The organism is Algoriphagus sp. CAU 1675 (genome assembly GCF_029222925.1).
Classification (GTDB): Bacteria; Bacteroidota; Bacteroidia; order Cytophagales; family Cyclobacteriaceae; genus Algoriphagus.
Genome location: NZ_JARHUI010000002.1, coordinates 157758 through 181211 on the forward strand (window position 1 = coordinate 157758; position 23454 = coordinate 181211).

Here is a 23454-nt window from a genome sequence, read left to right on the forward strand (position 1 = left end):
CTAATAGTCTTTTAAATATAATTAAAATACCTTGTGATGTTCACTTCATCTTCAATGGGCTGGAATTCAACAAGAAACCTGAACATCATTTTACTGTAAAATGGAATCAGGGATACTCCTTTGGCTCCAAAACCATTAAAGATGTAAACGCTTTGTTCGGTTGGATGTTTCCCCAAAAATGGCTTTCTGTCACGAGTGGCAGGTCTGATTCCGGTCTTTTGGCTAAGCAATTCCTTAACGGGAAGATTCACCAATCCGGACAAGCGTTCGAGCAGCTCGTTTTTTGCAGATTCAGTGGGGCCTTGATCAAGATCATGCCAAGTGTATGTTGAACCTACTCTATGGATTCCATTTCCTAAATGAACCCTGAACACTCCCCGGTTTACAATATAATCAGGGCAGTAATCCTGCCTCAATTCCAATATTTCCCCCTTCACTGGAGCGAAAGGCAAAAACCCAAAAAACCTGGATTGCTTGGCAGCATTCCCATTGCAATAAACTAACGCCTTAGCTTGGATCCCCTTGTATTCCCAAAATCCATCCCGGAAATGAAGCCCATCTTCCTCAAATTTGTCTGGCACTAAATCCTCTCCAAAATATTCTCCCATAGCATCTAGCATGGGATTGATATCCAGCCATCCCGAATTCTTCAATATCACACCTCCATAGGGATCATTCAATTCGGGAGATTGGGAGTCTTGAACGATCTTTTTCAAATAAATTTGGAAAGAAGGATCGGCACTGTTGCCCATCCACTCATTTTGCTCCTCTATGGAAATAAAGGGTCGGTATATCGACTGCTCCCGGAGAAACTCCTGTCCTGTGAGATCTTCCAGTTCCTTGTAGAAGGGAATGATTTCCGGGAAAAGCAGATCAGCGTTCCAAGTTTTGACCATTTTTCTCCCTGTTACAGGATTAAAAAGGCCTGCTGCTATTCGGCTGGATTGATTTTGATCCCCCCGGTCATATATCCGAATCTTCTTTCCGGCTTTTTTTAATCTATAGCCTAGTGCTGTTCCCGCCAGCCCCTGTCCAATAAGCAAAAAATCAATTTCCATAGCCCAAATAAAAGGTATTATTCCTTATTTTGTTGTCTTTGAAAAGACAATTCCAATGCTCAAAATTAAGTCATTTACCTTCAACCCTTTCCAAGAAAACACATTTGTCGTTTATGACGAATATGGAAATGCGGCCATCATCGATCCCGGCTGTTTTGACCCCGGGGAAAAAAGGGAATTGCTGGACTTTATCACCGAAAACAAGCTCAAACCTACTCTATTAATGAACACACATTGTCACATTGACCATGTATTAGGAAATGCTTGGGTAAAAAGGACTTTTGGTATCCCATTTTTGATCCATGAGAAGGAAAGTTCAGTATTAAAATCTGTGGAAGTTTATGCTCCCAATTACGGATTCCATGGGTATGAAGGATGTGAGGCGGATCAATTTCTGGAAGAGGGCCAAGAAATAAAAATCGGGGAGGATACATTGAAAGTACTCTTCGTTCCGGGACACTCGCCGGGCCATGTTGTATTTTATCATGAAAATTCGGGACAATGCATCGCTGGAGACACAGTTTTCAGAGGCAGCATAGGTCGAACAGACTTGCCTGGAGGAGATCATGAACTCCTTTTAAATAAAATAAAAGGTGTACTTTTCAGTTTACCTGAGGAAACCATTCTCTATCCAGGTCATGGACCAAAAACAACCTTGGCTTTTGAAAAAAGCAACAATCCATTTGTAGGAAAAAACGCAATCTATTGAATATCAAATCCCACATCCCGAATTCCATCACCTTGCTTAACCTTCTTTCCGGATTGATCGGTATCATCTGGGTGTTTGAAGGGAATTATCAGACTGGGGCTTATTTTATATTTCTTTCAGCATTATTGGATTTCTTTGATGGATTTGCCGCAAGATTGCTGAAAGTTCAGGGAGAGCTCGGCAAACAACTGGATTCCCTGGCAGACGTGGTTTCATTTGGCGTACTTCCCGGGCTGATTCTTTTTAAAATGTGCGGAGAGGTGGCAACTTTAAATTGGCTACCTTATCTAACCCTGATCATTCCTTTATTTTCTGCATATAGGCTTGCAAAATTCAATATCGACAGCAGGCAAAGTGAGCAATTTATCGGTTTGCCTACCCCGGCAAACGCCCTGTTTTTCAGCACGCTTCCATTCTTGAAAAATGAATTTCCTTTTTTGGAAAACTACTTAAACACACCTTGGCTGCTGGTTGTATTTGCTTGGGTATTTTCCATTCTACTGATTGCCGAACTACCTTTGATTGCATTAAAATTCAAGAGTTTTTCTTTTCGGAGCAATGAGTTCCGATTTGTTCTTTTGGGTCTGGGATTGGCATCAATCTTGGTTTTTGGAGTGGCAGGAATTCCCCCAGTAATTCTCCTTTACATTGGACTTTCACTTTTGGAAAATCTGAAAAGTCAGAAATGACCCTTTTACCCTGGATAAGACTGTTGCTCCTTTCCCTTGTTTACCTGCTTCCATTGAGCGAGGTTTTGGGCCAAATTGTTTTTTACAAATTCCAAATCAAGAAAGAGGGAGTCTATAAACTTTCTAAAGCCCAACTTTCCCAAATTGGCTTTTCCAAGCTCTCAGAAATCAGTTTTTATGGATATCCCGGTCCCTTACCCCAAAAACTGAACAGCACACAATTATCCTTGGAAGAGATCCCCGCTTGGGAAAGTGGAGACGAACTATTTGTTTTTTTGAGTGGTCCTGATCCCATCTTATTAAAAGACGCAACGGGTGTAAACTTTACCAACAATCCCTATTCAGATTCCCTTAGTTTTTTGATCGGATTAAACTCCAACCCTAAACGAATTCAGGAAATCCCATTAGACCAAACGGCTTCTTCCCCTACGACCTTATACCAATGGTCTGCCTTTACCGATGAGAAAACCAACCTGTTGACTTCGGGGAGAAATTGGTATTCCAAACCCATCAGCTCTGGGGGATTGAAAAGCATTCCTTTAGAAAGAAAAACTGAGAGTGAGGCTCCCTGGAAATTCTCTGGAACACTGATGGCTCAATCATTTGATAATTCGGAACTGAAACTTCAAGCTTTTGGGGAGATCATTTATGAAAGCCAAATAGGGCCGATTCCCAACACCACTTATGGAGTCAAAGGGAAGGAAATTGAATTTTTCACCGAATACTCCCCTCAATCAGGAATACTGGAGGAAATTAACATCCTTTTTAACTCTCCTTCCTCCGGAAGCTCGGGGTACTTTCGTGAAATTCTGGTTGGAACACCCCACGAAAGTATAGACCTAAAAGAGGGTGTTTATTTCAATCATAGCCTGGATAAATTTCAGATCCAAACCAGAAATCAGGCTAAAATATTGGATGTAAGTGAGTATTTCCAACCAGGCATAATTTCCTCATCAGGGGATTTCACCCTCAACACTCAAAAATTAGCAGTATTTATCCCAGAAAACTGCCCTGAAATCTCGGAATTACAGCATGCAGATCTTAGCCTAAAACAAACATCAACCTGGCCGGAGCTTTTAATCATTAGTCCAAAGTCACTTTCCTTTGAAGCAGAAAAATTGGCAACCCACAAACTCCAAATGGGGATTTATGCAGAAGTGGCTTATCTGGATGAAATCTATGATTCCTTTGGGTATGGCAATCCAGATCTGGTGGCTATAAGAAACTTTATTGCTTGGCATTTCCATCAAGGAGCCGAACTCAAAAATGTATTGCTTTTTGGAAAAGGGACTTTCGATTACAAGGGAATCCTTGGAGGAAGACCTAATTTGGTTCCGATATACACCAGCCGAAACAGCTTAAATCCATTAAGCACTTTCAGTTCGGATGACTTTTTCGCACTTATTGATTGGGGTCAGGGAGAATGGGAAGAAAGTCAGGATGGAGATGAAGAGATGCAAATTGGGGTCGGGAGAATTCCAGTTACCACTCCCCAGGAGGCAGCTATAGTAGTCAATAAAATCATTGATTATGAAAGCGTTCCCAATCCAGGTCCTTGGAAAAAATCAATCACATTTGTAGCTGACGATGGTGACAATAACATCCATGTCAGGGATGCGGAAAACCACTCCGATTTCTTAAGGGAAGCCCACCCAGAATTTCTACAAAACAAAATTTACCTGGACAGGTACACCCAAGTATCCAAAAATGGACTTCAAAGTTCACCAGATGCAAAAAAGTCACTGCAGGAGATTTTGGAAAATGGCACCCTTTTGATCAATTACATTGGACACGGAAATGAAACCACCCTTGCTGCCGAGGAGATTTTCAGGATTGAAGACATCCCAAACTGGGCCGATCAGGACAAACTTGCTCTTTGGGTTACTGCCACCTGTGAATTTGGGAGACATGACAGCCCCTATATCAGATCTGCAGCTGAAGAATTACTGATCGCCCAAAACAAAGGAGCTATTGGCTTATTAACCACGGGAAGGCCTGTTTTCAGCAGTGCAAATTATTCCTTAAATGAAGCATTTATCCAAGAGGTCTTCCTATCCAGTAATCAGCAATACCAAGACCTTGGAAGTATCTTCAAAAACACCAAAAACAATAGCCTTAACGGAATATTAAACCGGAATTTCAGTCTTCTGGGAGACCCCAGCATTAAACTGGCAAATACGGAATATTCCATTCGTTTGAGTGAATTTACAGATGTCAACGGAGACAAACTACAAGAAATACCTTCCCAAGATGAGGTCTGGTATGAAGCCGAGATTTATGATCCAATCAGCAATTTACTTTTATCTAACTTTTCGGGATCTTATGAAATTGAGATCCGAGACAAAGCACGGACGGAAACCACGCTGGGTGACGAAAGCCCTTCTATAGAGTTTCAAGATGAAAATAGTATCCTGTTTTCAGGAAGTGGAGTAATTGAGCAAGGAAAAATCAGGGGTAAATTCCGAATTCCGTTAAATACTGATTTCACGCCGGAAACTGCGACAATTCGGTTTTATGGGCTAAACCCTTCCAATTCTGAAGAAGCTTTTGGTGTAGATCAGCCCCAAATTACTGAAGGCTCCGGTTCGTGGCTTATTGATCAAACAGGACCCGATATCCGTGTCTCATTTGAAAGTAAACCTGAAGGTCCTTGGATTTTCCCTATGAACTCTTTGTTTACTGAGGTATTTTTAGCTGATTCCAGTGGGATCGATATTTCCGGGATAACTGAGGGACAAAATATTTCCGTTAACATTAATGGAAAAGAGACCAAAATTTTAAATAACTTATATCGGGCAAACTCAAATTCTTATACCAAAGGAAGCCTGAGTTTCCAATTGGAAGGATTAGAGGAAGGGTTAAACCAGATTACTTTTCAGGCTTTTGACTTGAAAGGGAACGGAACAAGCAAAACATTTGAAATACTTATTGAGGGAAGCACCCGACTCCAGATTCTTTCCCACAAGGTCTACCCCAATCCTTCTGAAGTTCAGAGTAATTTTGAAATCAAACATAATCAACCGGGTGAAACCTTGGTTCTCACTCTAGTAGTTTTAAATATCAACGGACAGACACTATTTGAGGAAAGTATGCGTTTTGTAAAAGCTGAGGCTGTGATCGACGGTATATCGTGGATTTTTTCTCAAAACCAAACCAAATATCCAGCAAAAGGAACTTATATTTACAACTTATCGCTAAAATCGGAAGCTGATAATTCCACAGCAACGGCAAGCGGAAAAATCGTTATTCAATGAACAACACGGCCAAAAGAAACAGTATAGGTATTCTTGTTGCAGTATATCTGTTGGCTACGTATTCTACTTTTGCACAAAACTCTGTGATCATTTCAGGGCAGGATCCGAACAGACGAGTGATTACGACTGCGGTTCCATTTTTGAATTTCGCGCCTGATTCAAGACATTCAGCCATGGGTGATGTGGGGGTGGCTACGAGCCCAGATGCTAATTCAGCTCACTGGAATTCGGGTAAATTAGCTTTTATCGAAGACGACATGGGATTCTCTCTTTCCTACTCACCTTGGTTGGGCAAACTGGTGAATGACATGTCTCTTAGCTACCTGACTGGATTCATCAAAATTGACGAAAACTCTGCTTTTGGTTTGGACCTTCGGTATTTCAACATGGGAGACATCCAATTGACGGACGGAATCGGCAATGAATTAGGAGAATTTAACCCAAGGGATATCGCAATTGGGGCTACCTACTCCAGAAAACTATCCTCCAATTTGGGTCTGGGTATTTCTGCACGGTTTATTCATTCCAACCTTTCTGGCAACATCACTTCCGTAGGAGGCAACGAAGGTAGACCGGGAGTAAGTGTAGGCACTGATGTGGGCCTTTACTATCGAAAGCCAATCCTTGCAGGTTCTAAAGAAGGAACTTGGTCTTGGGGAGTAAACATTTCCAATATCGGCCCAAAAATCACCTACAACAGCGCTGAAGATCTGGACTATATCCCGACCAATTTCAGAGCAGGAACTGCATTCTCACTGGAATTGGACGAAACTAACGAAATCACCTTTGCCTTGGATTTCAACAAGCTTTTAGTACCAACTCCGCCTGTTTACCGTACCAACTCTGACGGCACACTTTATACAGATGAAGATGGAAATCTTGAAGTGATTCAGGGAAAAGATCCTAACAGACCTTTGATTTCTGGAATGTTCGGTTCTTTCGCAGATGCTCCAGATGGTTTTTCTGAGGAATTAAAGGAGATTATGATCTCATTTGGTGCGGAGTATACCTACAACGACAAATTCGCACTCCGAACCGGATATTTTTATGAAAACCCAAGTAAAGGAGGACGTAAATACTTCACCATGGGTGTAGGTTTTGACTTAAAAAATGTTGGATTTGATTTCTCCTATTTGGTACCTCAAACCCAAAACCATCCTTTGGCTGAAACACTGAGATTTACTCTTCTTTACACGATTGCATCCAAGTAAACAATGATTTTAGACAGAAGCCTTGCGCCGGAATTCAAGGTTCCGGAGGATTTTGTTTTGACTCCGCCTGAATGCACCACCCTATCCTCTGGAGCCAAAGTCTTTCATATTTCCACCCCAAATCTTGAGGCGATAAAAATTGAGGTGATTTCAAAAGGCCAGCGAGCTAGCCTTCCTTTGGAACAGACTCTTGTTCCATCCTTCACTTTACAGATGCTTCAAGAAGGGACAGTGTCCAAATCAGCAGAAGAAATTGCCGACTTTCTGGATTTTCATGCCAGTGAAATCGGAATGATTTCTACTTTCTCGCATGAGGGACTTTCTCTTCTTACTACTAGAAAACATATTTTCAAGGTTTTACCGCTCTTGATCGAAATCATAAACCAGCCTGCTTTCCCGGTAGAAATTCTAGAAAAAAGGAAATCCCAGAGAAAACTGAGTATTCGGCTGGAAATGGAAAAAACAGCATCCCGAGCGAGTCAACTTTTCCGAAAAACACTGTTTGGGCCAGCTCATCCGTACGGAGTCGAAATCCAGGAAAAACACGTAGAAATAATAGAAAGGGAACTATTAGAGACCTATTACCAAAATAAGCTTTGGCAGGAAACCGAATTTTTTGTCACTGGGAATTTTAGCTCCGAGGAGTTCAGAAATTTAGAACTCATTCTTGAAAACATCCCATTCCGAAAACCTGAGGCTTCTTTCCCCACCCCGGCATTTGTTACCGGTGAATCCATCATTGAACCCAGGGAAAAAGCCTTACAAAGCAGCATACGAATCGGAGGTTTTTCCATTCCCAAAGACCATCCGGATTTCATTGCATTAAGTGTTTTCAACACCATTTTGGGAGGATATTTTGGATCAAGACTGATCAAAAACATCCGAGAGGATAAGGGCCATACATACGGCATTTACTCAAGCCTTGCCGAAATCGGAACAGCTAACTATTGGGTAGTAAATGCAGATGTCCAAAAAGTACATTTCCAGGAAGTAATCAATGAAGTTTACAAAGAAATTGAAAAACTTTGTACCTATCCATTGGATTCCGAAGAGATTGAAACTGTCAGAAATTACCAAATCGGTCAAATGCTTAATAGATTTAGCTCATCCTTTGAATTGATGGATCGATTCCGAGCTGTGTATCATTCTGGTATGGATTTGGATTTTTATACCCGCAAACTCGATTTTCTTAAAACCTTTACTCAAGAGAATATCCTAAAAACCGGACAGGTCTTCTTTTCTAATCCTCCATTCACAGAAGTCGTCGTAGGATGATTAGGTGATCCGTATATAGACCCAGGAAATATCCCATCGGTATTTGGCCCAAATCTTATACAAATTAAACTTCAATCCGGCGAGGTTTATTTTTTTACCCAAAGCTATCAAGGAATTTGCTGATTGGAAATTAGCAGACCATAGGGCATGTTTTAACTCATAAAGTATTCTTTCCCCCAAAGCTTCATTTTCCTCTTGGGAAGAATTCATTTCAAAAGCCTTTTGACATACTTTGACTGTGGAAGGAAGCATTTTCGAAAAATATCTTTTGTATTGATCTGCCGACATCGATCGCTTGTGCTTTCGTTTCAGGACTCCAATATGATCTGAGAAAATCACAGGATATTTTCTTGCCAATCTCAACTGAATATCAAAGTCCTCGTAATACAAATCAGGGTCATATCCCCCTTCCTTTTTTAAAATTCCTGCGTTGAAAACCATGGTCGGAGAACAAATGAAATTTCTTCTCAAGAGTGTGTAATAGAGGTTTCCTATTTCAACGTCCTCTTCCAATTCCTGAAATGAATTTCTTTTATAAAAAGTATTAATCACTCCATTCTCACCAAGAATATAAGCATCTGAAAAGACAAAGGCAGCTTCCCTATTTTTACTTAACTCCTCAATTGATTTCCTCAAATGTTCCGGATAAAGGATATCATCTCCGGAAAGGTCAACTACATACCCCGAATGCGTATCGAATAAAACCTCATTGAACAGCTGGCAATAGGGATAGGGTTGGTCCTTAAAAATAGTTTTAACTGGAAAAAACAATTCGTTTCTCCCCAACCAATTCTTTATTTTCTCCGCAGTGCTATCCGCACTACCATTGTCCACTATGATTAGTTCTTTATCATAATATTCCTGCAGGCGAACACTCTCCAGTGTTTCCTCAATCCAATCTCCATGGTTGAAGGCAATACAAATAATCGTGGCTTTAGTCGAACTTTTCATTTCAAAGGTTCTTTACCCAGACAATTTTGTTGGCAATTTCGTTAGCAAACCTTGACTTAAAAAAACATAAGACTATGATTGACTCCATCTTCCAAATCGGAGGAATTGCTCACATTCAAGGAACCAGATTCATTCTGAAATATTTTTTTGTCTTTCAAAATAGTCAAAGTCTCTGATGTAATCTGTTTCAGAAAACGGCATGTCAGAAAGTCCCAACAATACTGCATTCCCATAAAACTTACTAACAACCCAATGCATAGGAGGAACCAACAGCCCTTCTTTAGGATCATTGAGTTCAAATATTTCAGGATTCCTGCCAGGCTTACTAATTTCCAAGATCACTCTTCCTGCCACGGCCACCAAAACCTGAGTTTCCTTCCAATGAGCATGATTTCCACGAGTAGCACCTTCCGGCACCTTGCTAATCCAAAAACAGCGTTTTATTCCTTCTGGAAAAAGTTTTGCATCCTCCCAAAATCGTAAATCCCCATTTGATTCGGAGTTTCCGGGTAGAGTAATCATCTTAATATTTTGGGACCTCATTATTTCAGGCATATTTTGCACCTCAATAGATTTAAAATTAAGACAAATCAAATGGAATAAGGCTGACTTCAGCGTTAATTTTACAGATACAATTCTTGAACCCTAAAACCAATGTCTCAAGCCAACGAAGAGGCCGAATACAGCGATACTTTTTTAACCCTCGGAAACCTTTCAAATGGTCTATATAAAGACCGAAACAGTAAATTTTACTATTTCGCGTATCCGGTCAAATCAGAAGAAGAAATCAAAGAACATCTTGCCGACCTTCGAAAAAAATATTTTGACGCAAGGCATCACTGCTATGCCTACGTCCTTGGAAGGGATGGTTTGAAATTTCGGGCTGTGGACGATGGAGAGCCAAATCATTCTGCTGGCGATCCCATTCTGGGACAGATTAGATCTCATAACCTTACTAACGTTTTAATTGTAGTGGTCCGGTACTTTGGGGGAACAAAACTGGGAATCAGCGGACTGATCCAGGCCTATAAAACATCTGCGGCTTTGGCTATCGAGGAAAACACCATTGTAGAAGAACAGGTAAAGCGAGCTGTCTCTGTCCAATTTCCTTACCAATCCATGAACGAGGTTATGAAGCTGGTTAAATCCCATGAACTTGAAATTCAGAATCAAGTCTTGGAACTGGACTGTAAGATGACTCTGGTTTTTCGGGAAAATCTCTCAGAAATCATCTACGAAGGATTGGATAACATTGAGTCTTTGACCTATTCAGATATTGAAGAGGGAATCTAAGAACCCGTTTTTATGTAATTTTTTAAAAATCTCGAGACAGGCCCAAGCATCTGTAGCAGCATAGCGTTGTTGCCTTTCTGTCAAAATCTGAGCCTCCCAGTTGGAAACTTGTTCCGATTTGGAAATCCTGATTCCTAGAACCATTCCTGATAGATTCCTGACTCCAACATTAGAAAAGCCCACTTTTTTGAGTTCATCATTCAGGTCAAAAAACGACTTTGGGTAAAAAGAATCTGTCAATTTAGACAGCCCTTTGAGATCATCATGGACAGCAGCCCCAATTTTCACAATATGTTCCCTTTCTAGGAGATTCCTAACCGAATCCGGCAGCCCTATTTCATTTAGTCTAAACAAAAATGCCTGTTCGGCAGTGGATAGCTGCAACAAGGACACCTGGTTGATTACACCTTTTCGAAAGGAAGGTTTGGTTTCTGTATCAAAGCCCAGGAAGTGCTGTTCTTCCAAAAAATCCACAACTTCATCCACATCTTCAGCTTTGTCAACAAGATATATCTCCCCTTCAAATTGTCCTAATGGAAGGGCATTGACTTCTTCTTTGGTAATTTTCAATGGAATCATGCCTCAACTTCTGCCTCTTCGTAGTAATTAATTCCAAGTTTTAAATATCCGTATAAAATAGTCATAAAGGGACTGATGATATTAAAAAAGCAATACGGTGCGTAAGTTAATGTAGCCACACCCAAAACAGAAGCCTGAGTGGCACCACAGGTATTCCAAGGAACCAAAACAGAGGTCACTGTAGCTGAATCCTCAAGAGTTCGGCTCAGGTTTTCGGGTTTTAGTCCCCGCTTTTTATACACATCTGCATACATCCTTCCCGGAACCAAAATGGCCAAGTACTGATCTGAAGTGGTGAAATTGAAAAAAACACAGGTTGCTGCAGTAGAAGCAATCAGGGAACCTACGGTATGAACTTTTTTAATGACTGCTTCTGCCAAAACCTGAAGCATCCCACTAACCTCCAGGATACCTCCAAATGCCATGGCAACAACAATCAACCAAATTGTATTCAACATCCCCCCCATTCCCCGGGTGACCAATAGTTCATTGACCACATCATTGCTAGTGACCACACTGATTTCCCCATAAAGGGCCATCATGACTGCTTTAAAACTCAAATAGGAAAATGAGCCCGAATCATTGGCAATCAGTCTGATGATATCAGGTTGGAAAATAACGGCAAAGATACCACCCAATAAAGCACCAATTAAAAGAGCTGGAATGGCAGGGACCTTTTTGATAATCAATACCAGCAATACTATTGGAACGATAAATAACCAACCACTGATATTGAAAGTGGAGAATATGACATCCGAAATACTTTTGACATCAGCTACAGAATCATTGGTTTCGTAATTCATTCCAATGATGATAAACAAAATGAAAGTAATGGTTATAGATGGAACCGTGGTCTTAGCCATATGTCGAATATGGGTAAAAAGGTCAGTACCGGCCATAGCAGGTGCCAGATTCGTGGTATCTGAAAGCGGTGACATTTTATCTCCGAAATAAGCTCCGGAGATAATTGCACCTGCAATTATTCCATCCTCAAAACCCAAGGCTTTTCCTATTCCTAAAAGAGCTACTCCAACAGTGGCTACCGTGGTCCATGAACTTCCAGTTGAAACTGAAACCACTGCACTTACAAAACATGCAGCTGCCAGAAAAACACCTGGACTCAAAACCTGAAGGCCATAATAGATCATAGCAGGAACTATCCCGCTCAAAAGCCAGGTTCCCGCCAAAGCTCCTATGAGAAACAGGATCAGGATACTGGACATGGCAGAACTAATACTCTTAATTATTCCGTCCTGGAGGGTTTCCCAATCAAAGCCCAACCTGAAAATCGCAATCAAAGCCGCTACAGTTGAAGAGAGAATCAATACGATTTGATTGGAACCAGATAATCCATCAGTACCAAAAACCCTGATATTCAATACAAGAAGTACAATTAAAAAAACCAGTGGAATAAGAGAATCTAATACTTTGGGGGCACGTGTCTGTCCTTGCATCAATCAGTAGTTGGAAATTTGAGCTTGAATCTAAATAAAAAAAATCAATTCCCTTTGTCAAGAATCTTACTAAGCTCCTTGCCAGCCTGCCACCCAAGGGCTACTCCCATTCCTCCCAAACGAACAGCCGCAGCAGCTTTTTCTCCTACTTTTTGAATAAGCGGAGACTTTTTGGGACCAAAAGCCATAATACCGGTCCACTCCATTTCCCAAGTGATGCGCTTTCCGGGAAAGATAACTTCTTGGGCAAGTTTTTCCAGATGGAATTTGATTTTAGGATTGACTTCATTTTTCAAGGACTTTTCCCCCTCAAAATCCTTGTTCCTTGCTCCTCCTAATAAAAGTCTTCCATCAATTTTCCGAAAATAAACATAGCCCTTATCCATGTGAAATGTCCCCTCCCAGGGAATTTCAAAATTCAAGGGGGTGCTGACCATCACCAAACCTCTTCCCGGCTGCAAATCAGATTCTGGCCAGATTTTTTTGGTAAATGCATTGGTACAGATGGCCACTTTCTTTCCAGAAAAATTAAAAACCAAATTGAGCCTGCTATCCTCGGCAAGCACGGTTCCATCATCCTTCCCTACTTCCATCACTTCAAGTCCGGTAAGAATTTTTACTCCAAGTTTTCCTGCTAATTGCCACAAGGCATTCAAATATTTCCCGGGATCCAATTCTCCCTCATACCTGTTCCTTACCACAGCTTTTATCCTATCCGAAAAACCGAAAGCTGCCGTTTCACTCTCAAGAGAAAATACCTCTTTCTTGAAAATATTACGAAGAAGTTTATTGATGGACTCCATTTGGTCCAAAGCTGATAATTGTTCCCCTTCAATCAATTCAAATCCTTTGGTCCCCTGGTAGGAAAGGGCCTTATCACCAAATTTTTTACGGATCTTTTGAAGCCCCTTATACCTTCTCTCCACCAAATCAACTACCTCATCGGGAGACATACTCCAAAAATCATCCAAAATCTCTGTCAAACTCCCAAAGCAGGCAAATCCAGCATTTTTTGTACTCGCTCCTGTGGGAAAAACACCTCTCTCCAATACCAAAACCCGTGCTTTAGGGTTTCTGCTTTTGTAGTGAATCGCTGTAGAAAGCCCAACAAAGCCTGCGCCTATTACAATCAAATCATAATTAAAAAAGTGCTTATTTTCCCAATAGCTAAACATTTTTCTGGTGTATTAAATCTTATTGAAAGGAGAATTAGTATTTTGACACCAATCTAACGGATAAATTCCCAAATAGCCATGAGAAAAATAGATGCTTTACTCGAAGAATATGGAGTCAGCCACCAAAACCCGACCAACAAACTGATCCATTGGTTTTGCGTTCCATTGATTTTCTTCAGCATTGTTGGTTTGATTTTCAGTATTCCTGCAAGCCCTCTTCCAACCGTACTCCCCATGCTTGACAATTTTGCCAATTGGGCGACCATCTTATTGGGACTTGTATTAATATACTATGTCATGCTTTCTCCCCCTTTGACATTGGGAATGCTGTTTTTCTCAGCTCTCTGTCTGGCATTTGCCAATTATCTAAACCTGGTTTTTCCGGGAAAACTATGGTTGATCAGTTTGGGGATATTCATTGTTGCTTGGATCATCCAGTTTTACGGACATAAAATCGAGGGAAAAAAGCCTTCCTTTCTGAAAGATGTGCAGTTCCTATTAATTGGACCAGCATGGCTGATGCATTTTATTTATAAGAAACTTGGCCTAGCCTATTAATTTTCAACAGAAAGATCTTCTTCTTTTTGGTTCTCATCAAAAATCAATTTTAGTCGATTTAAGGATTCCTGATTCTTTTTGGTTAAGATACTCTGCAAGATGGATTTCTTTTCTCTCGCAGTCAGTCTCCAATTGAGGGATGCACGTTGCATGGTTTTCTGACTACCCGTCAGCTCTGTAGACTGAACCTGCTCAGGCGCATATTCAAACTCGATTTTATCAATCGAAAACCCCATAGACTCGGCCATGTAATTGAACAGCACTTCATTCTGTATAGTCTGCACATTGTCCCAATTGGAATAAATGTTCTTGAGAGGAGTGAATACTTTTTCGAAAATTCTGGGAACTGGACTGTCTGGAATTGCTGTGTTTTTTTCCGAATCCCGGATCGTAACCAAAATCAAGCCTGACGTATTCTCGCGGATCCAGTCTTGAAAAACATAAGCAAACCGAAGCGCATCCTGTACACCAAAATTATCAGAAAGTCCAGTATCCATCACCTCCATCACCGGATTCGAAGGCAATTGAATATTTGGTGTAATAAATGGGAAAGTTGCAGACATCCTTAAAGCAGAAAGAAACCTGATTTCACCGGCCTTTTGATCATCGAAGAAGCGCTGGAAATCCACGCTTTGTTTTTTCTCAGCTTTACCGGTTTTCCCCGAGAGGGAAGTTCCCATATAGGCCATGGAATGCGGAGAAACGATCAATTTCCTTCCATCATTTGTAATCAAGGCAGTTACGGGCATCAAAGGTATTTTCCCGGAAAACTCAGGTTCTTTATAGGCCTTCAAAGGCTTATCCATCACCCCCTTTGTATTGATATTCAATTGATTTTCAAATGCATAACCTCTGTCTTTCAAGTATTTACCCCCATTGTAATTAAAGTACTGATTCCTTATCAAAAGATCGTTTACTAAAAGAGAAAAGATAATGGGATTCAAATTATCGGAAGAAATCTGATCTTGATATTTGATGTCAGAAGGATTGAAAATAGGATCCTCCAAAGACCGAAGATACAGCTCCCTAAAAAATGCCTCTCCCAAAACTCCCCCAGAAGCTCCGGTCATCATTTTGGTATGACGAATGACCTCTCCGTCATTAATTGAAAACAGGTTTTGTAAAACCACGAAGGTCCAAAGAGCAGCCCGTTGCCCTCCTCCACTTGCGGAGATTAGCACCATTTTGGGTTTTTCCTCACCGATTTCCTTTTTCCAGTTTTCAAGAATCTGAATAGTGTTTTCTCTATCCTTTTTCACTGTATCTGCATGGACCAAAGAATCCAGTCTCTCCAAGGAGTATTCAGCTTGTTCACCGAAATAATCTAAGCCAAATGCCTCATGCGGCCGGTTGAGGAAAGAAAAATTGGAAAAGTAATTCACCAATACAATCAGCATGAAAACAGTGACTGTTGCCCATCTTCTCAACCAAAAACTGACGGCACCTACCAGCATCATCAAAATTGCAAGAAGCAACATGGCACTCATTGCAGCTGGAAGCTGCAAAACCGGTTCCTCCTTGAAAAAACCAAGAAACAGGATAAATAGAATCAAAACCACCTGGATCACAAAAAGGTTGAGGTGGTTTTGATCAAATACTCTTAACAGTTTTGCCGTTTCAAATCTTGAAATATCCGGCCTGACTTTTACAAATTTAAAATTAATGCTCAGGTAAGTATGGACTGGATTTTTCTGGTTTTTCAGTTCTTTAAACCTACTCATAGCATTGGCCCTTGTAAGTTTAACCTTTCGGAGTCTCCTGTCTAGAGTTCCTGCGAAAATCACAAAAAAGTCTTTATTGGTAAATGCGAAATACCCAAATATCAGGGCATAAGTCAGTACACTGCCCCCAGAAAATCCTAAAAAATAACTTAAAACCTGCCAGTCAGAATCGAGGTCGTTATCCAGCTGAAAATCAATAAATCGATAACAAAATGACAAATAGAAAATCAGGGGAATGATGGAATTATTGAGGCAATAATGAATAAATGGTTTTGGAACTATGGCCAAAAATGAAAATTGGCGGCCATCCATAATGTAGGTAGTCATATGAAAAGCCATGGTGAAGACCCCCATGCCTACACTGACTAGAAAAAAACTTATCCAGGAAACATCATTTAGATATTCAGGGTCCAAAAAAAGAAAGGGAATCCCCAGCTTAACCCCGAAGCTTTCAAATACAATGAAAAGTAACAAGGCCCAGATTAAAACAAGGGCTAGGTTTTTTCTCAAATGAAGGAGAAAAAGCTGTACAGGGAAACTATACCAGATTATGTCGAGCATTTTATAGTTATTGGGAAATTTAGTGTTTTTATCAATTCTTAAAAAGTTCAGCCCAAACCTTTGTTTATCTGTTAGTTTTGAATTTTAAAAATAAAAAATATTGATTATCAACATCTTATTTAAAAAAAAATGTAAACAGAGTACTTTATCAAATTTCTACATGGAGCTTCCAAGTATAAATTTTACCTTCGAGATTCAAAATTAAAAAAGATGAGAACCTGGTTTTTGTGCAAAGTCAAGTATGCCAAAGAAAACGAACAAGGCTTGTTGAAAAACATTTCTGAGCAATACTTGGTAGACGCAGTTTCATTTACAGAGGCAGAAGCTATTTTATACGATAGGCTGGGAAGTCAAATTAGAGGAGATTTCCAAGTAACCGGAATTAGTAAAAGTAATATTGTAGATGTTTTCTTCTATGATGATGCAGATATCTGGCACAAATGCAAGGTGACATACCTGGTAGCGGATGGAGACAGTGGCAAGGAAAAGAAAGTCACCCAATACATGATTGTCACTGCAGAGGACGTAAAACAAGCTTTTGAGCGAATTCAGGAAAGCCTGAGCTCCATGCTTGTCAGCTTTAGAGTACCTGATGTCAACGAGAGTCCAATTGTGGAAGTATTTCCCTATGAAAGGGATGAAGTAGCAGAGCAGCTTCCCCCAGGAAATTTCAGACCTGTGTCAGAAGTTCAGGAAGATGAAGAATAATTAAAGGCCGCAAATGCGGCCTTTTAACTTTTCAATCCAAAGCTGACCCTTGATGGGAAATTACAAACTGGATTAAGTCATCCAGTGGAATTGCGGCACGTTGACAGGCATCGGCAATGTCCTCCCTGCTAACCTGAGCCGCAAAAGATTTATCCTTCAACCGTTTTTTAACCCCCTTGACTTCCATTCCCTCATAGCCTTCCGGGCGCATCAGGGAATATGCATGGATTAAGCCACTTAATTCATCAAAAGCATAAAGCATTTTATCCATTTCTGTTTGAGGTTCCACACCAAAATACTTTGGTCCATGCGAGGCAATTGCTCTAATGATTTCTGGGCAAACATTTCTGGATTCCAATTCCTCAATAATCTTTTTACAATGCTTTTCTGGCCATTGATCCCAATCCGCATCATGTAATAAGCCGGCTAGAAACCATCGATATTGAACTTCTGGGGTATACCCCTTGTGCTCAGCAAAAGCTCGCATAAGGTGTCCAACCTGTCTCATGTGTACAATTAGCCTTTCGTTCTTTACCCAATCTGTCAAAAGTCCCATCGCTTCCTCCATAGGCAACACATTCCCTTTGTTGGAAGGATTCCCAAACTCCAATCTATTCAACTTAAGATTTTCCATCTCACATATATTTTATTGTATTTTAAATTATTTTTTATGCTTTTTAAATAATTATCCGGAAACTATTACCGATATTTAAAGAATGAATAGGCTACCTAACATAAAACTCTTAGAGGCCCTCGCTTCAAAATCAGAGTATTTTATGGCTATCACTTTGGACAAAACTGGAAAGATTTTGTCCTCTGATTCGGCAATTGGACCAGCTCCTTCTCTTTTTGACAGAAAAGAAACTTCCATTCATTTTTCAGATTGTTTCCAAATTTCAGATTGGAAAAAATATGAAAATGCACGAAATAAAGCCCGAAAAAGCTCCCATCATTCGTTTATTATCCATCTGAAAAAAATCAACTACCCTTCTAAAAACCTAATAGAAACCAAATGGGAATTTTTCTTTAGTGACAAGGACTCTGGAACCTGTACCGGAATCGGGCATCCCCTTGAATCCTCAAAGCCTTACAATATCGAATTGGGTGATTTTATTTATTCTTCGGATACTTCCAATGAACTCTATGAGTCCATTTTAGAGAATAAACTCCTGGGATTCTGGGAATACATTCCCTCACAAAAATCAAATACCATTAGTTCTGGATTAGCACAATCCTTGGGATATAGCAAATCCGAAATTGAAAACTTGGAACAAATTTCCTGGGAACGACACATTCATCCAGAAGACTTTTCAGAGTTGATCAAGGAGCTGGTTTACCACTTTAAATACAAGAGAAATCAAGCTCTCAAAAAAGAATTCAGGATGATCAACAAAAGTAAGGAAACGATTTGGGTTCTTTGTTTTGGAAAAACGATCTCCTGGTCTCAGGAAGGTTCTCCTCTCAGTGTACAGGGAATTCTTTTGGATATTACAGAAAGAAAAAAACAAGAACTCTGGCTCCAAGAACATTATTACTTTTTAAAGGAATTGGCATTTAACCAATCTCATACCTTAAGAGCCAGAGTCGCAAATATTCTGGGACTTTTGGAAATACTCAACGCAGAGCAACAAACCGAAGAATCTAAAAATATCATAGGTATTCTAAAAAAGGAAACCCAACAATTGGATTTAGCTTTAAAGAAAAGCATCAAGGAATCCGTTCAACAAAACAAAACCTTTGAAAAGGAATCTCAATTCATTTAGAGTTCAAAAAAGGGAATTCCTGCCAGCTATTACTTATTTCAAAATCCTGCAAAGGAATAGTCTAGGACTTTTTGTTTCGAGAGGCTTCCATCATATCCCATAATTCCTGAGGAATTTGATCAAGGTTATTGAATTCACCCGCTCCTTTTAACCATTCTCCTCCGTCTATAGTCACTACCTCCCCGTTTACAAAGGAAGAAAAATCTGAAACTAGGTACGCTGCCAAATTGGCCAATTCCTGATGATCTCCTACTCTTCCGACCGGGACTTTTTTGGATGGATCAAATTGCTGAGCAAGGTTACCGGGCAACAATCGGCTCCAAGCACCTTCGGTTGGAAATGGTCCCGGAGCAATTGCATTGGATCGTATACCATATTTAGCCCATTCTACAGCCAATGAGCGTGTCATTGCCAACACCCCTGCTTTCGCTGCTGCTGAAGGAACCACATAAGCAGATCCCGTCCAGGCGTAAGTGGTAACAATATTCAAAAATGTTCCTCCTTGCTGTTTTGAAATCCAATCTTTTCCCGCGGTGAGTGTCAGTTGCGAAGTGCCTTTTAGAACTATATCCAAAATTGTATTGAATGCATTTGCGGATAGCCTTTCGGTTGGACTGATAAAATTCCCTGCGGCATTGTTCAAAACTACATGAATCTGCCCCATTTGTCTGGTTGCCTCCATCCACATCTCTTCAACTTGATCAATATGCCTCACATCACAGGCCAAAGGCACAACTTTACCTCCTTTGGAGTCCATCATTTCTTTAGCAGCTTTCTGGAGTACATCAAGCTTTCTGGAAGTAATTACGAGATGAGCACCTAACTCCAGGAAGTATTCTCCCATGGCTCGTCCCAATCCTGTTCCTCCTCCTGTAATCAAAATATTTTTTCCCGAAAGAGTCCCCTCTTTCAACATTCCATCGTTAAAATTCATAATTTCCTTGGTTTGAATTCATCCAAGATAAACATTCGGCCTAGTAATTGAAAGGTTTAAAAAAGTCAAATACCTATCCAATCTATGAACTCTAATCAGAAGGTATCTTTTGTTTTTTTACTTGTTTTAATTCTCAGTTCAGTCTCCTGTCAGGACGATACTGACCGGGAGATCCAAACCGATCTTCCAACCGAAGCCCAGCAGCTATTCGATACCTCCAAAAATTTAGACGAAAGCCTTTTCGCCACCCTCTATTCATTTCTCGAACTAAGTCAACTTTCCGAAAGCCAAATTCCAGGCTGCCCTTTGAAAACTGTGAACTTGGATGAAAGGACCATTACTTTGGACTTTGATCAAGTAGGAGATTGTGAGCAAGAAGCAACCCAAAACAGAAAGGGAAAAATCATCATCAGTTATTTCCCGGTTGGAGAAGGAAACGGGTGGACAGTCGAATTCAATGACTACCATTACAATAACTTTTCCATTCACGGACAACGTCAATATATCCCTTCCGGACAAGATCGGTTTATAGAAACTTTTGAGGACTTGCGTATTAAATCTGACAAAAACCTTCGCACAACCCTATCCGGTTCTTTTGTCCACACCACCTCGAAAATAAATTCAATCCTTAGCATAATCAGCTCATCTGGTTCCCTTACGGGAACGAATCCTGCAGGAAGATCAATGGAAATGTCCATCACCTCTGCAAAAAAATTGCAGGCTTTATGCCTTCAATCCAACTCCATGATCCCGGTATCCGGAACAGAACTCTGGCAAGTTTCTAGAGCAGATAACCAAAACGTCAGCTATACAATTTCCTACGAGGAAACAGAAGCCTGTCAGGTTGAAGCCCTAGCCATTTTACCAGATGGAAGACGGTTGCATTTAAACCAATAAAAAAGCCCTGAATTACTTCAGGGCCCTAATAAGCAACTTTTCTCAAAATCTTAATATCTGTAGTATTCAGGCTTGAATGGTCCCTGAACATCTACGCCAATATATTGTGCCTGATCTTCAGAAAGGGTGTCCAATTCCACACCTAGCTTAGCCAAATGAAGAGCCGCAACTTTTTCATCTAGATGCTTGGGTAACACGTACACTCCAGGCTGATAACTTTCATTATTTTTCCAAAGCTCCAACTGGGCCAAAGTCTGATTGGTAAAGGAGTTGGACATTACAAATGAAGGATGGCCTGTCGCGCAACCTAAATTCACCAAACGGCCTTCTGCCAAAACAATGATCTCTTTTCCGTCCAGGTCATACAAATCCACCTGAGGCTTGATGACGTTTTTGGTATGTCCGTAGTTTTTATTCAACCAAGCCATGTCAATTTCATTGTCAAAGTGGCCAATATTGCACACAATGGCTTTGTCCTTCATGGACTTGAAATGCTCCCCAGAAATAATATCCTTATTACCTGTTGCTGTTACTACAATATCAGCTTCTTTCACAGCATCTGCCATTTTCTTGACAGCAAAGCCATCCATAGCAGCCTGCAAAGCACAAATCGGATCAATTTCAGTAACGATCACGCGAGCCCCGGCACCTCTCAAGGAAGCTGCAGAACCTTTTCCAACATCACCGTAACCGGCAACAACGGCTACCTTTCCAGCCATCATCACATCAGTTGCCCTTCTGATTGCATCTACCAATGATTCTTTACATCCATATTTATTGTCAAACTTTGACTTGGTCACCGAGTCATTCACATTGATAGCAGGCAATGGAAGCGTACCGTTTTTCATACGCTCGTATAATCTATGAACACCAGTGGTGGTTTCTTCAGACAAGCCTCTGATTCCGGCAACCAATTCAGGATACTGATCCAATACCATATTGGTCAAATCACCTCCATCATCCAAAATCATATTGAGAGGCTTCTTCTCTTCTCCAAAAAACAAAGTCTGCTCAATACACCAGTCAAATTCCTCAGCAGTCATTCCCTTCCAAGCGTATACAGAAATCCCCGCTGCTGCAATAGCCGCTGCTGCATGATCTTGGGTAGAGAAAATATTACAGGAAGACCAAGTCACTTCAGCACCCAAAGCCACAAGTGTTTCGATCAAAACCGCTGTCTGAATAGTCATATGAAGACATCCTGCAATTCTAGCTCCTTTCAATGGCTGCTCAGCTCCAAACTCTTCTCTTAGAGCCATCAAGCCGGGCATTTCTGCCTCAGCCAATCGAATTTCTTTTCTTCCCCACTCAGCCTGGGAAATGTCTTTCACTTTGTATTTAATGAATTTTTCAGATTTGATTTCTGACATGTTATTGATAGTTAACGAAATAAATTCTTTTAAAAACTTGCGCAAAGGTATCGTTTAAATCTTGGAATTGAAAACGAAGTCACTCCAATGGGAGCCTGATATCCTTAAAGCCGAATGTCGATATTTCCCCGTTTTCCATTTCAATCTGCAGTTGCCCAAGTGAGTCGATTCCGAGTATTTTACCCAGAATTTGGTCTTCTCCCAAACCAAAGTTTTTCCACTCCCCTTTTGAATACAAATAATTCAGGTATTCGGTTTTAATTTCTTTGATTTTCCCCTTCCTCAACTGAATGTATTTCTGTTCCAATCGAGTAATCAGTAGCCTAAACAATTCCCCAAGATCAAATTCAGTCCCTGTCAGCTTTTTAAGAGAAGTAGCGAAAGGAAGGGGAAATTTTTCTTGATTGATGTTCAATCCAATTCCAACTACAGCAAACTCCCAGCCTTCTGAGGTTACGGAATTCTCAATCAAAATCCCTCCTATTTTCCCCTCTCCTGGCACAACCAAATCATTGGGCCATTTGACTTTTATATCAGGCACATATTCCTGCAAAAACTCCCTAATCCCATTGGAAACACACATATTCAGCTGAAACTGTTCTGTTATATCTAAGAATGAAGGCCTCAAAACAAGGGATAAAGTAAGGTTCTTTCCGGGCTCCGATACCCAAACATTTCCTCGCTGACCTCGTCCTTTGGTTTGATTGGAACAAATAACAACCGTACCCTCCTGAGCCTTTTTCTGCCTGACCATTTGGAAAGCAATGTCATTGGTAGAGTGACAGTCTGGCAGAAAATGTACATCTTTTCCCAAAAAAATCGTGTTGGCAAGAATTTTATACATAAGTTTTCAGTTTGCCTGATAGGAGTTAGTTTTACTCAGGCATGTGCAAAATTAAGTGAATAATATGACAGCAGAAGAGCTGAGCAAGGTCATCGTTAAAGGTATGGAGGAAAAGAAAGCTTCCAATATCGTGGTGATGGATCTACGTAAAATACCAAATGCAGTAACCGATTTTTTTGTGATTTGTTCCGGAAATTCAGATACGCAAGTGGATGCGATTTCCGATTCCATTGAAGAGGAAGTTTTAAAAGCCGGGGAATCTGCCCCATTCCGAAGCGAAGGAAAAGACAATCTTAACTGGGTACTTATGGATTATGTCAATGTAGTGGCCCATATTTTCCAAAAAGACAAAAGACAATTTTACGGTTTGGAAGATTTGTGGGGCGATGCAAAAATGACACGCATCAATTAAATACCACGAACATTCACCATTTGAAACCGTTTTAAGTT

22 protein-coding genes are annotated in these 23454 nt (G+C 40.5%); 11 read left to right on the plus strand and 11 right to left on the minus strand.

Annotated features, from left to right (window positions below):
- Positions 1 to 11: 11 nt before the first annotated feature.
- On the minus strand, positions 12 to 1058 hold the full coding sequence (locus P2G54_RS04725; RefSeq protein WP_275868748.1) for an FAD-dependent oxidoreductase: 1047 nt from the start codon (positions 1056 to 1058) through the stop codon (positions 12 to 14).
- A gap of 55 nt (positions 1059 to 1113) precedes the next feature.
- Between P2G54_RS04725 and P2G54_RS04730 the strand changes: the two genes are divergently transcribed.
- From P2G54_RS04730 to P2G54_RS04750, 5 genes are read left to right on the plus strand one after another with little or no spacing between them, the layout of a single operon-like run.
- On the plus strand, positions 1114 to 1767 hold the full coding sequence (locus tag P2G54_RS04730) for an MBL fold metallo-hydrolase (RefSeq protein ID WP_275868751.1): 654 nt from the start codon (positions 1114 to 1116) through the stop codon (positions 1765 to 1767).
- Positions 1764 to 2456, plus strand: a complete 693-nt coding sequence (pssA, locus tag P2G54_RS04735; protein WP_275868753.1) for a CDP-diacylglycerol--serine O-phosphatidyltransferase — start codon at positions 1764 to 1766, stop codon at positions 2454 to 2456. The genes P2G54_RS04730 and pssA overlap by 4 nt, the downstream gene beginning before the upstream one ends.
- The gene (porU, locus tag P2G54_RS04740) at positions 2453 to 5710 is read left to right on the plus strand and encodes a type IX secretion system sortase PorU (RefSeq protein WP_275868755.1); all 3258 of its coding nucleotides are present in this window, start codon (positions 2453 to 2455) and stop codon (positions 5708 to 5710) included. The genes pssA and porU overlap by 4 nt, the downstream gene beginning before the upstream one ends.
- The gene (gene porV, locus P2G54_RS04745) at positions 5707 to 6921 is read left to right on the plus strand and encodes a type IX secretion system outer membrane channel protein PorV (RefSeq protein WP_275868757.1); all 1215 of its coding nucleotides are present in this window, start codon (positions 5707 to 5709) and stop codon (positions 6919 to 6921) included. Before porU ends, porV begins: the two co-directional genes overlap by 4 nt.
- Positions 6922 to 6924: 3 nt before the next feature.
- Positions 6925 to 8196, plus strand: a complete 1272-nt coding sequence (locus P2G54_RS04750) for a pitrilysin family protein (protein ID WP_275868759.1) — start codon at positions 6925 to 6927, stop codon at positions 8194 to 8196.
- Here P2G54_RS04750 and P2G54_RS04755 read toward each other — a convergent pair whose 3' ends face one another.
- Together P2G54_RS04755 and P2G54_RS04760 are read right to left on the minus strand one after the other, a co-directional pair.
- On the minus strand, positions 8197 to 9147 hold the full coding sequence (locus P2G54_RS04755; RefSeq protein ID WP_275868761.1) for a glycosyltransferase: 951 nt from the start codon (positions 9145 to 9147) through the stop codon (positions 8197 to 8199). It lies immediately after the preceding gene.
- A 129-nt stretch (positions 9148 to 9276) separates the two neighbouring features.
- On the minus strand, positions 9277 to 9669 hold the full coding sequence (locus P2G54_RS04760) for an FdtA/QdtA family cupin domain-containing protein (protein ID WP_275868764.1): 393 nt from the start codon (positions 9667 to 9669) through the stop codon (positions 9277 to 9279).
- A 132-nt stretch (positions 9670 to 9801) separates the two neighbouring features.
- Here P2G54_RS04760 and P2G54_RS04765 point away from each other — a divergent pair, with 132 nt between their 5' ends.
- Positions 9802 to 10440: a YigZ family protein gene (locus tag P2G54_RS04765; protein ID WP_275868766.1), complete on the plus strand. Its 639-nt coding sequence runs from the start codon at positions 9802 to 9804 to the stop codon at positions 10438 to 10440.
- Here P2G54_RS04765 and P2G54_RS04770 read toward each other — a convergent pair.
- Genes P2G54_RS04770 through P2G54_RS04780 form a run of 3 tightly spaced genes read right to left on the minus strand, consistent with a single transcriptional unit; the run spans position 10417 to position 13648 of the window.
- Positions 10417 to 11019: a 3'-5' exonuclease gene (locus P2G54_RS04770; protein ID WP_275868768.1), complete on the minus strand. Its 603-nt coding sequence runs from the start codon at positions 11017 to 11019 to the stop codon at positions 10417 to 10419. The genes P2G54_RS04765 and P2G54_RS04770 overlap by 24 nt on opposite strands.
- Positions 11016 to 12473, minus strand: a complete 1458-nt coding sequence (nhaC, locus tag P2G54_RS04775; RefSeq protein ID WP_275868770.1) for a Na+/H+ antiporter NhaC — start codon at positions 12471 to 12473, stop codon at positions 11016 to 11018. The genes P2G54_RS04770 and nhaC overlap by 4 nt, the downstream gene beginning before the upstream one ends.
- A gap of 44 nt (positions 12474 to 12517) precedes the next feature.
- Complete coding sequence (locus tag P2G54_RS04780) at positions 12518 to 13648, minus strand: FAD-dependent oxidoreductase (protein ID WP_275868773.1); 1131 nt, start codon at positions 13646 to 13648, stop codon at positions 12518 to 12520.
- Between the two features lie 78 nt (positions 13649 to 13726).
- Here P2G54_RS04780 and P2G54_RS04785 point away from each other — a divergent pair, with 78 nt between their 5' ends.
- The gene (locus tag P2G54_RS04785) at positions 13727 to 14206 is read left to right on the plus strand and encodes an Mpo1-like protein (protein ID WP_275868775.1); all 480 of its coding nucleotides are present in this window, start codon (positions 13727 to 13729) and stop codon (positions 14204 to 14206) included.
- On the opposite strand, the gene P2G54_RS04790 is transcribed toward P2G54_RS04785, so the two are convergent.
- Positions 14203 to 16488 carry a patatin-like phospholipase family protein gene (locus P2G54_RS04790; protein ID WP_275868777.1) on the minus strand — a complete coding sequence of 762 codons (2286 nt, stop codon included), beginning with the start codon at positions 16486 to 16488 and terminating at the stop codon, positions 14203 to 14205. The two genes, P2G54_RS04785 and P2G54_RS04790, sit on opposite strands and share 4 nt — an antisense overlap.
- 210 nt (positions 16489 to 16698) lie before the next feature.
- Between P2G54_RS04790 and P2G54_RS04795 the strand changes: the two genes are divergently transcribed.
- Entirely contained in the window at positions 16699 to 17196 is a 498-nt protein-coding gene (locus P2G54_RS04795; RefSeq protein WP_275868779.1) for a DUF4494 domain-containing protein, read from the plus strand.
- Positions 17197 to 17227: 31 nt separating this feature from the next.
- On the opposite strand, the gene P2G54_RS04800 is transcribed toward P2G54_RS04795, so the two are convergent.
- A complete protein-coding gene (locus P2G54_RS04800; protein WP_275868781.1) occupies positions 17228 to 17830 on the minus strand; it encodes an HD domain-containing protein in 603 nt (200 codons plus the stop codon).
- A 142-nt stretch (positions 17831 to 17972) separates the two neighbouring features.
- Between P2G54_RS04800 and P2G54_RS04805 the strand changes: the two genes are divergently transcribed.
- On the plus strand, positions 17973 to 18959 hold the full coding sequence (locus P2G54_RS04805) for a PAS domain-containing protein (RefSeq protein ID WP_275868783.1): 987 nt from the start codon (positions 17973 to 17975) through the stop codon (positions 18957 to 18959).
- Between the two features lie 61 nt (positions 18960 to 19020).
- Here the strand turns inward: P2G54_RS04805 and P2G54_RS04810 are convergent, their stop codons facing one another.
- A complete protein-coding gene (locus P2G54_RS04810; protein WP_275868784.1) occupies positions 19021 to 19893 on the minus strand; it encodes an SDR family oxidoreductase in 873 nt (290 codons plus the stop codon).
- A gap of 84 nt (positions 19894 to 19977) precedes the next feature.
- On the opposite strand from P2G54_RS04810, the gene P2G54_RS04815 reads away from it, so the two are divergent.
- On the plus strand, positions 19978 to 20790 hold the full coding sequence (locus P2G54_RS04815) for a hypothetical protein (RefSeq protein ID WP_275868786.1): 813 nt from the start codon (positions 19978 to 19980) through the stop codon (positions 20788 to 20790).
- Positions 20791 to 20840: 50 nt separating this feature from the next.
- On the opposite strand, the gene ahcY is transcribed toward P2G54_RS04815, so the two are convergent.
- Both ahcY and P2G54_RS04825 read right to left on the minus strand, forming a co-directional pair.
- The gene (gene ahcY / locus P2G54_RS04820) at positions 20841 to 22160 is read right to left on the minus strand and encodes an adenosylhomocysteinase (RefSeq protein ID WP_275868788.1); all 1320 of its coding nucleotides are present in this window, start codon (positions 22158 to 22160) and stop codon (positions 20841 to 20843) included.
- Positions 22161 to 22239: 79 nt separating this feature from the next.
- A complete protein-coding gene (locus P2G54_RS04825; RefSeq protein ID WP_275868789.1) occupies positions 22240 to 23004 on the minus strand; it encodes a biotin--[acetyl-CoA-carboxylase] ligase in 765 nt (254 codons plus the stop codon).
- Positions 23005 to 23068: 64 nt separating this feature from the next.
- Here P2G54_RS04825 and rsfS point away from each other — a divergent pair, with 64 nt between their 5' ends.
- The gene (gene rsfS / locus P2G54_RS04830) at positions 23069 to 23416 is read left to right on the plus strand and encodes a ribosome silencing factor (protein WP_275868791.1); all 348 of its coding nucleotides are present in this window, start codon (positions 23069 to 23071) and stop codon (positions 23414 to 23416) included.
- The last annotated feature ends 38 nt before the right edge of the window (positions 23417 to 23454 follow it).

Bases quoted from the DNA above. Each gene is read 5' to 3' on its own strand.
- P2G54_RS04725 (WP_275868748.1), bottom strand. From the start codon at position 1,058: ATGGAAATTGATTTTTTGCTTATTGGACAGGGGCTGGCGGGAACAGCA.
- P2G54_RS04730 (WP_275868751.1), top strand. From the start codon at position 1,114: ATGCTCAAAATTAAGTCATTTACCTTCAACCCTTTCCAAGAAAACACA.
- porU (WP_275868755.1), top strand. From the start codon at position 2,453: ATGACCCTTTTACCCTGGATAAGACTGTTGCTCCTTTCCCTTGTTTAC.
- porV (WP_275868757.1), top strand. From the start codon at position 5,707: ATGAACAACACGGCCAAAAGAAACAGTATAGGTATTCTTGTTGCAGTA.
- P2G54_RS04750 (WP_275868759.1), top strand. From the start codon at position 6,925: ATGATTTTAGACAGAAGCCTTGCGCCGGAATTCAAGGTTCCGGAGGAT.
- P2G54_RS04755 (WP_275868761.1), bottom strand. From the start codon at position 9,147: ATGAAAAGTTCGACTAAAGCCACGATTATTTGTATTGCCTTCAACCAT.
- P2G54_RS04760 (WP_275868764.1), bottom strand. From the start codon at position 9,669: ATGATTACTCTACCCGGAAACTCCGAATCAAATGGGGATTTACGATTT.
- P2G54_RS04765 (WP_275868766.1), top strand. From the start codon at position 9,802: ATGTCTCAAGCCAACGAAGAGGCCGAATACAGCGATACTTTTTTAACC.
- P2G54_RS04770 (WP_275868768.1), bottom strand. From the start codon at position 11,019: ATGATTCCATTGAAAATTACCAAAGAAGAAGTCAATGCCCTTCCATTA.
- nhaC (WP_275868770.1), bottom strand. From the start codon at position 12,473: ATGCAAGGACAGACACGTGCCCCCAAAGTATTAGATTCTCTTATTCCA.
- P2G54_RS04780 (WP_275868773.1), bottom strand. From the start codon at position 13,648: ATGTTTAGCTATTGGGAAAATAAGCACTTTTTTAATTATGATTTGATT.
- P2G54_RS04785 (WP_275868775.1), top strand. From the start codon at position 13,727: ATGAGAAAAATAGATGCTTTACTCGAAGAATATGGAGTCAGCCACCAA.
- P2G54_RS04790 (WP_275868777.1), bottom strand. From the start codon at position 16,488: ATGCTCGACATAATCTGGTATAGTTTCCCTGTACAGCTTTTTCTCCTT.
- P2G54_RS04795 (WP_275868779.1), top strand. From the start codon at position 16,699: ATGAGAACCTGGTTTTTGTGCAAAGTCAAGTATGCCAAAGAAAACGAA.
- P2G54_RS04800 (WP_275868781.1), bottom strand. From the start codon at position 17,830: ATGGAAAATCTTAAGTTGAATAGATTGGAGTTTGGGAATCCTTCCAAC.
- P2G54_RS04805 (WP_275868783.1), top strand. From the start codon at position 17,973: ATGGCTATCACTTTGGACAAAACTGGAAAGATTTTGTCCTCTGATTCG.
- P2G54_RS04810 (WP_275868784.1), bottom strand. From the start codon at position 19,893: ATGAATTTTAACGATGGAATGTTGAAAGAGGGGACTCTTTCGGGAAAA.
- P2G54_RS04815 (WP_275868786.1), top strand. From the start codon at position 19,978: ATGAACTCTAATCAGAAGGTATCTTTTGTTTTTTTACTTGTTTTAATT.
- ahcY (WP_275868788.1), bottom strand. From the start codon at position 22,160: ATGTCAGAAATCAAATCTGAAAAATTCATTAAATACAAAGTGAAAGAC.
- P2G54_RS04825 (WP_275868789.1), bottom strand. From the start codon at position 23,004: ATGTATAAAATTCTTGCCAACACGATTTTTTTGGGAAAAGATGTACAT.
- rsfS (WP_275868791.1), top strand. From the start codon at position 23,069: ATGACAGCAGAAGAGCTGAGCAAGGTCATCGTTAAAGGTATGGAGGAA.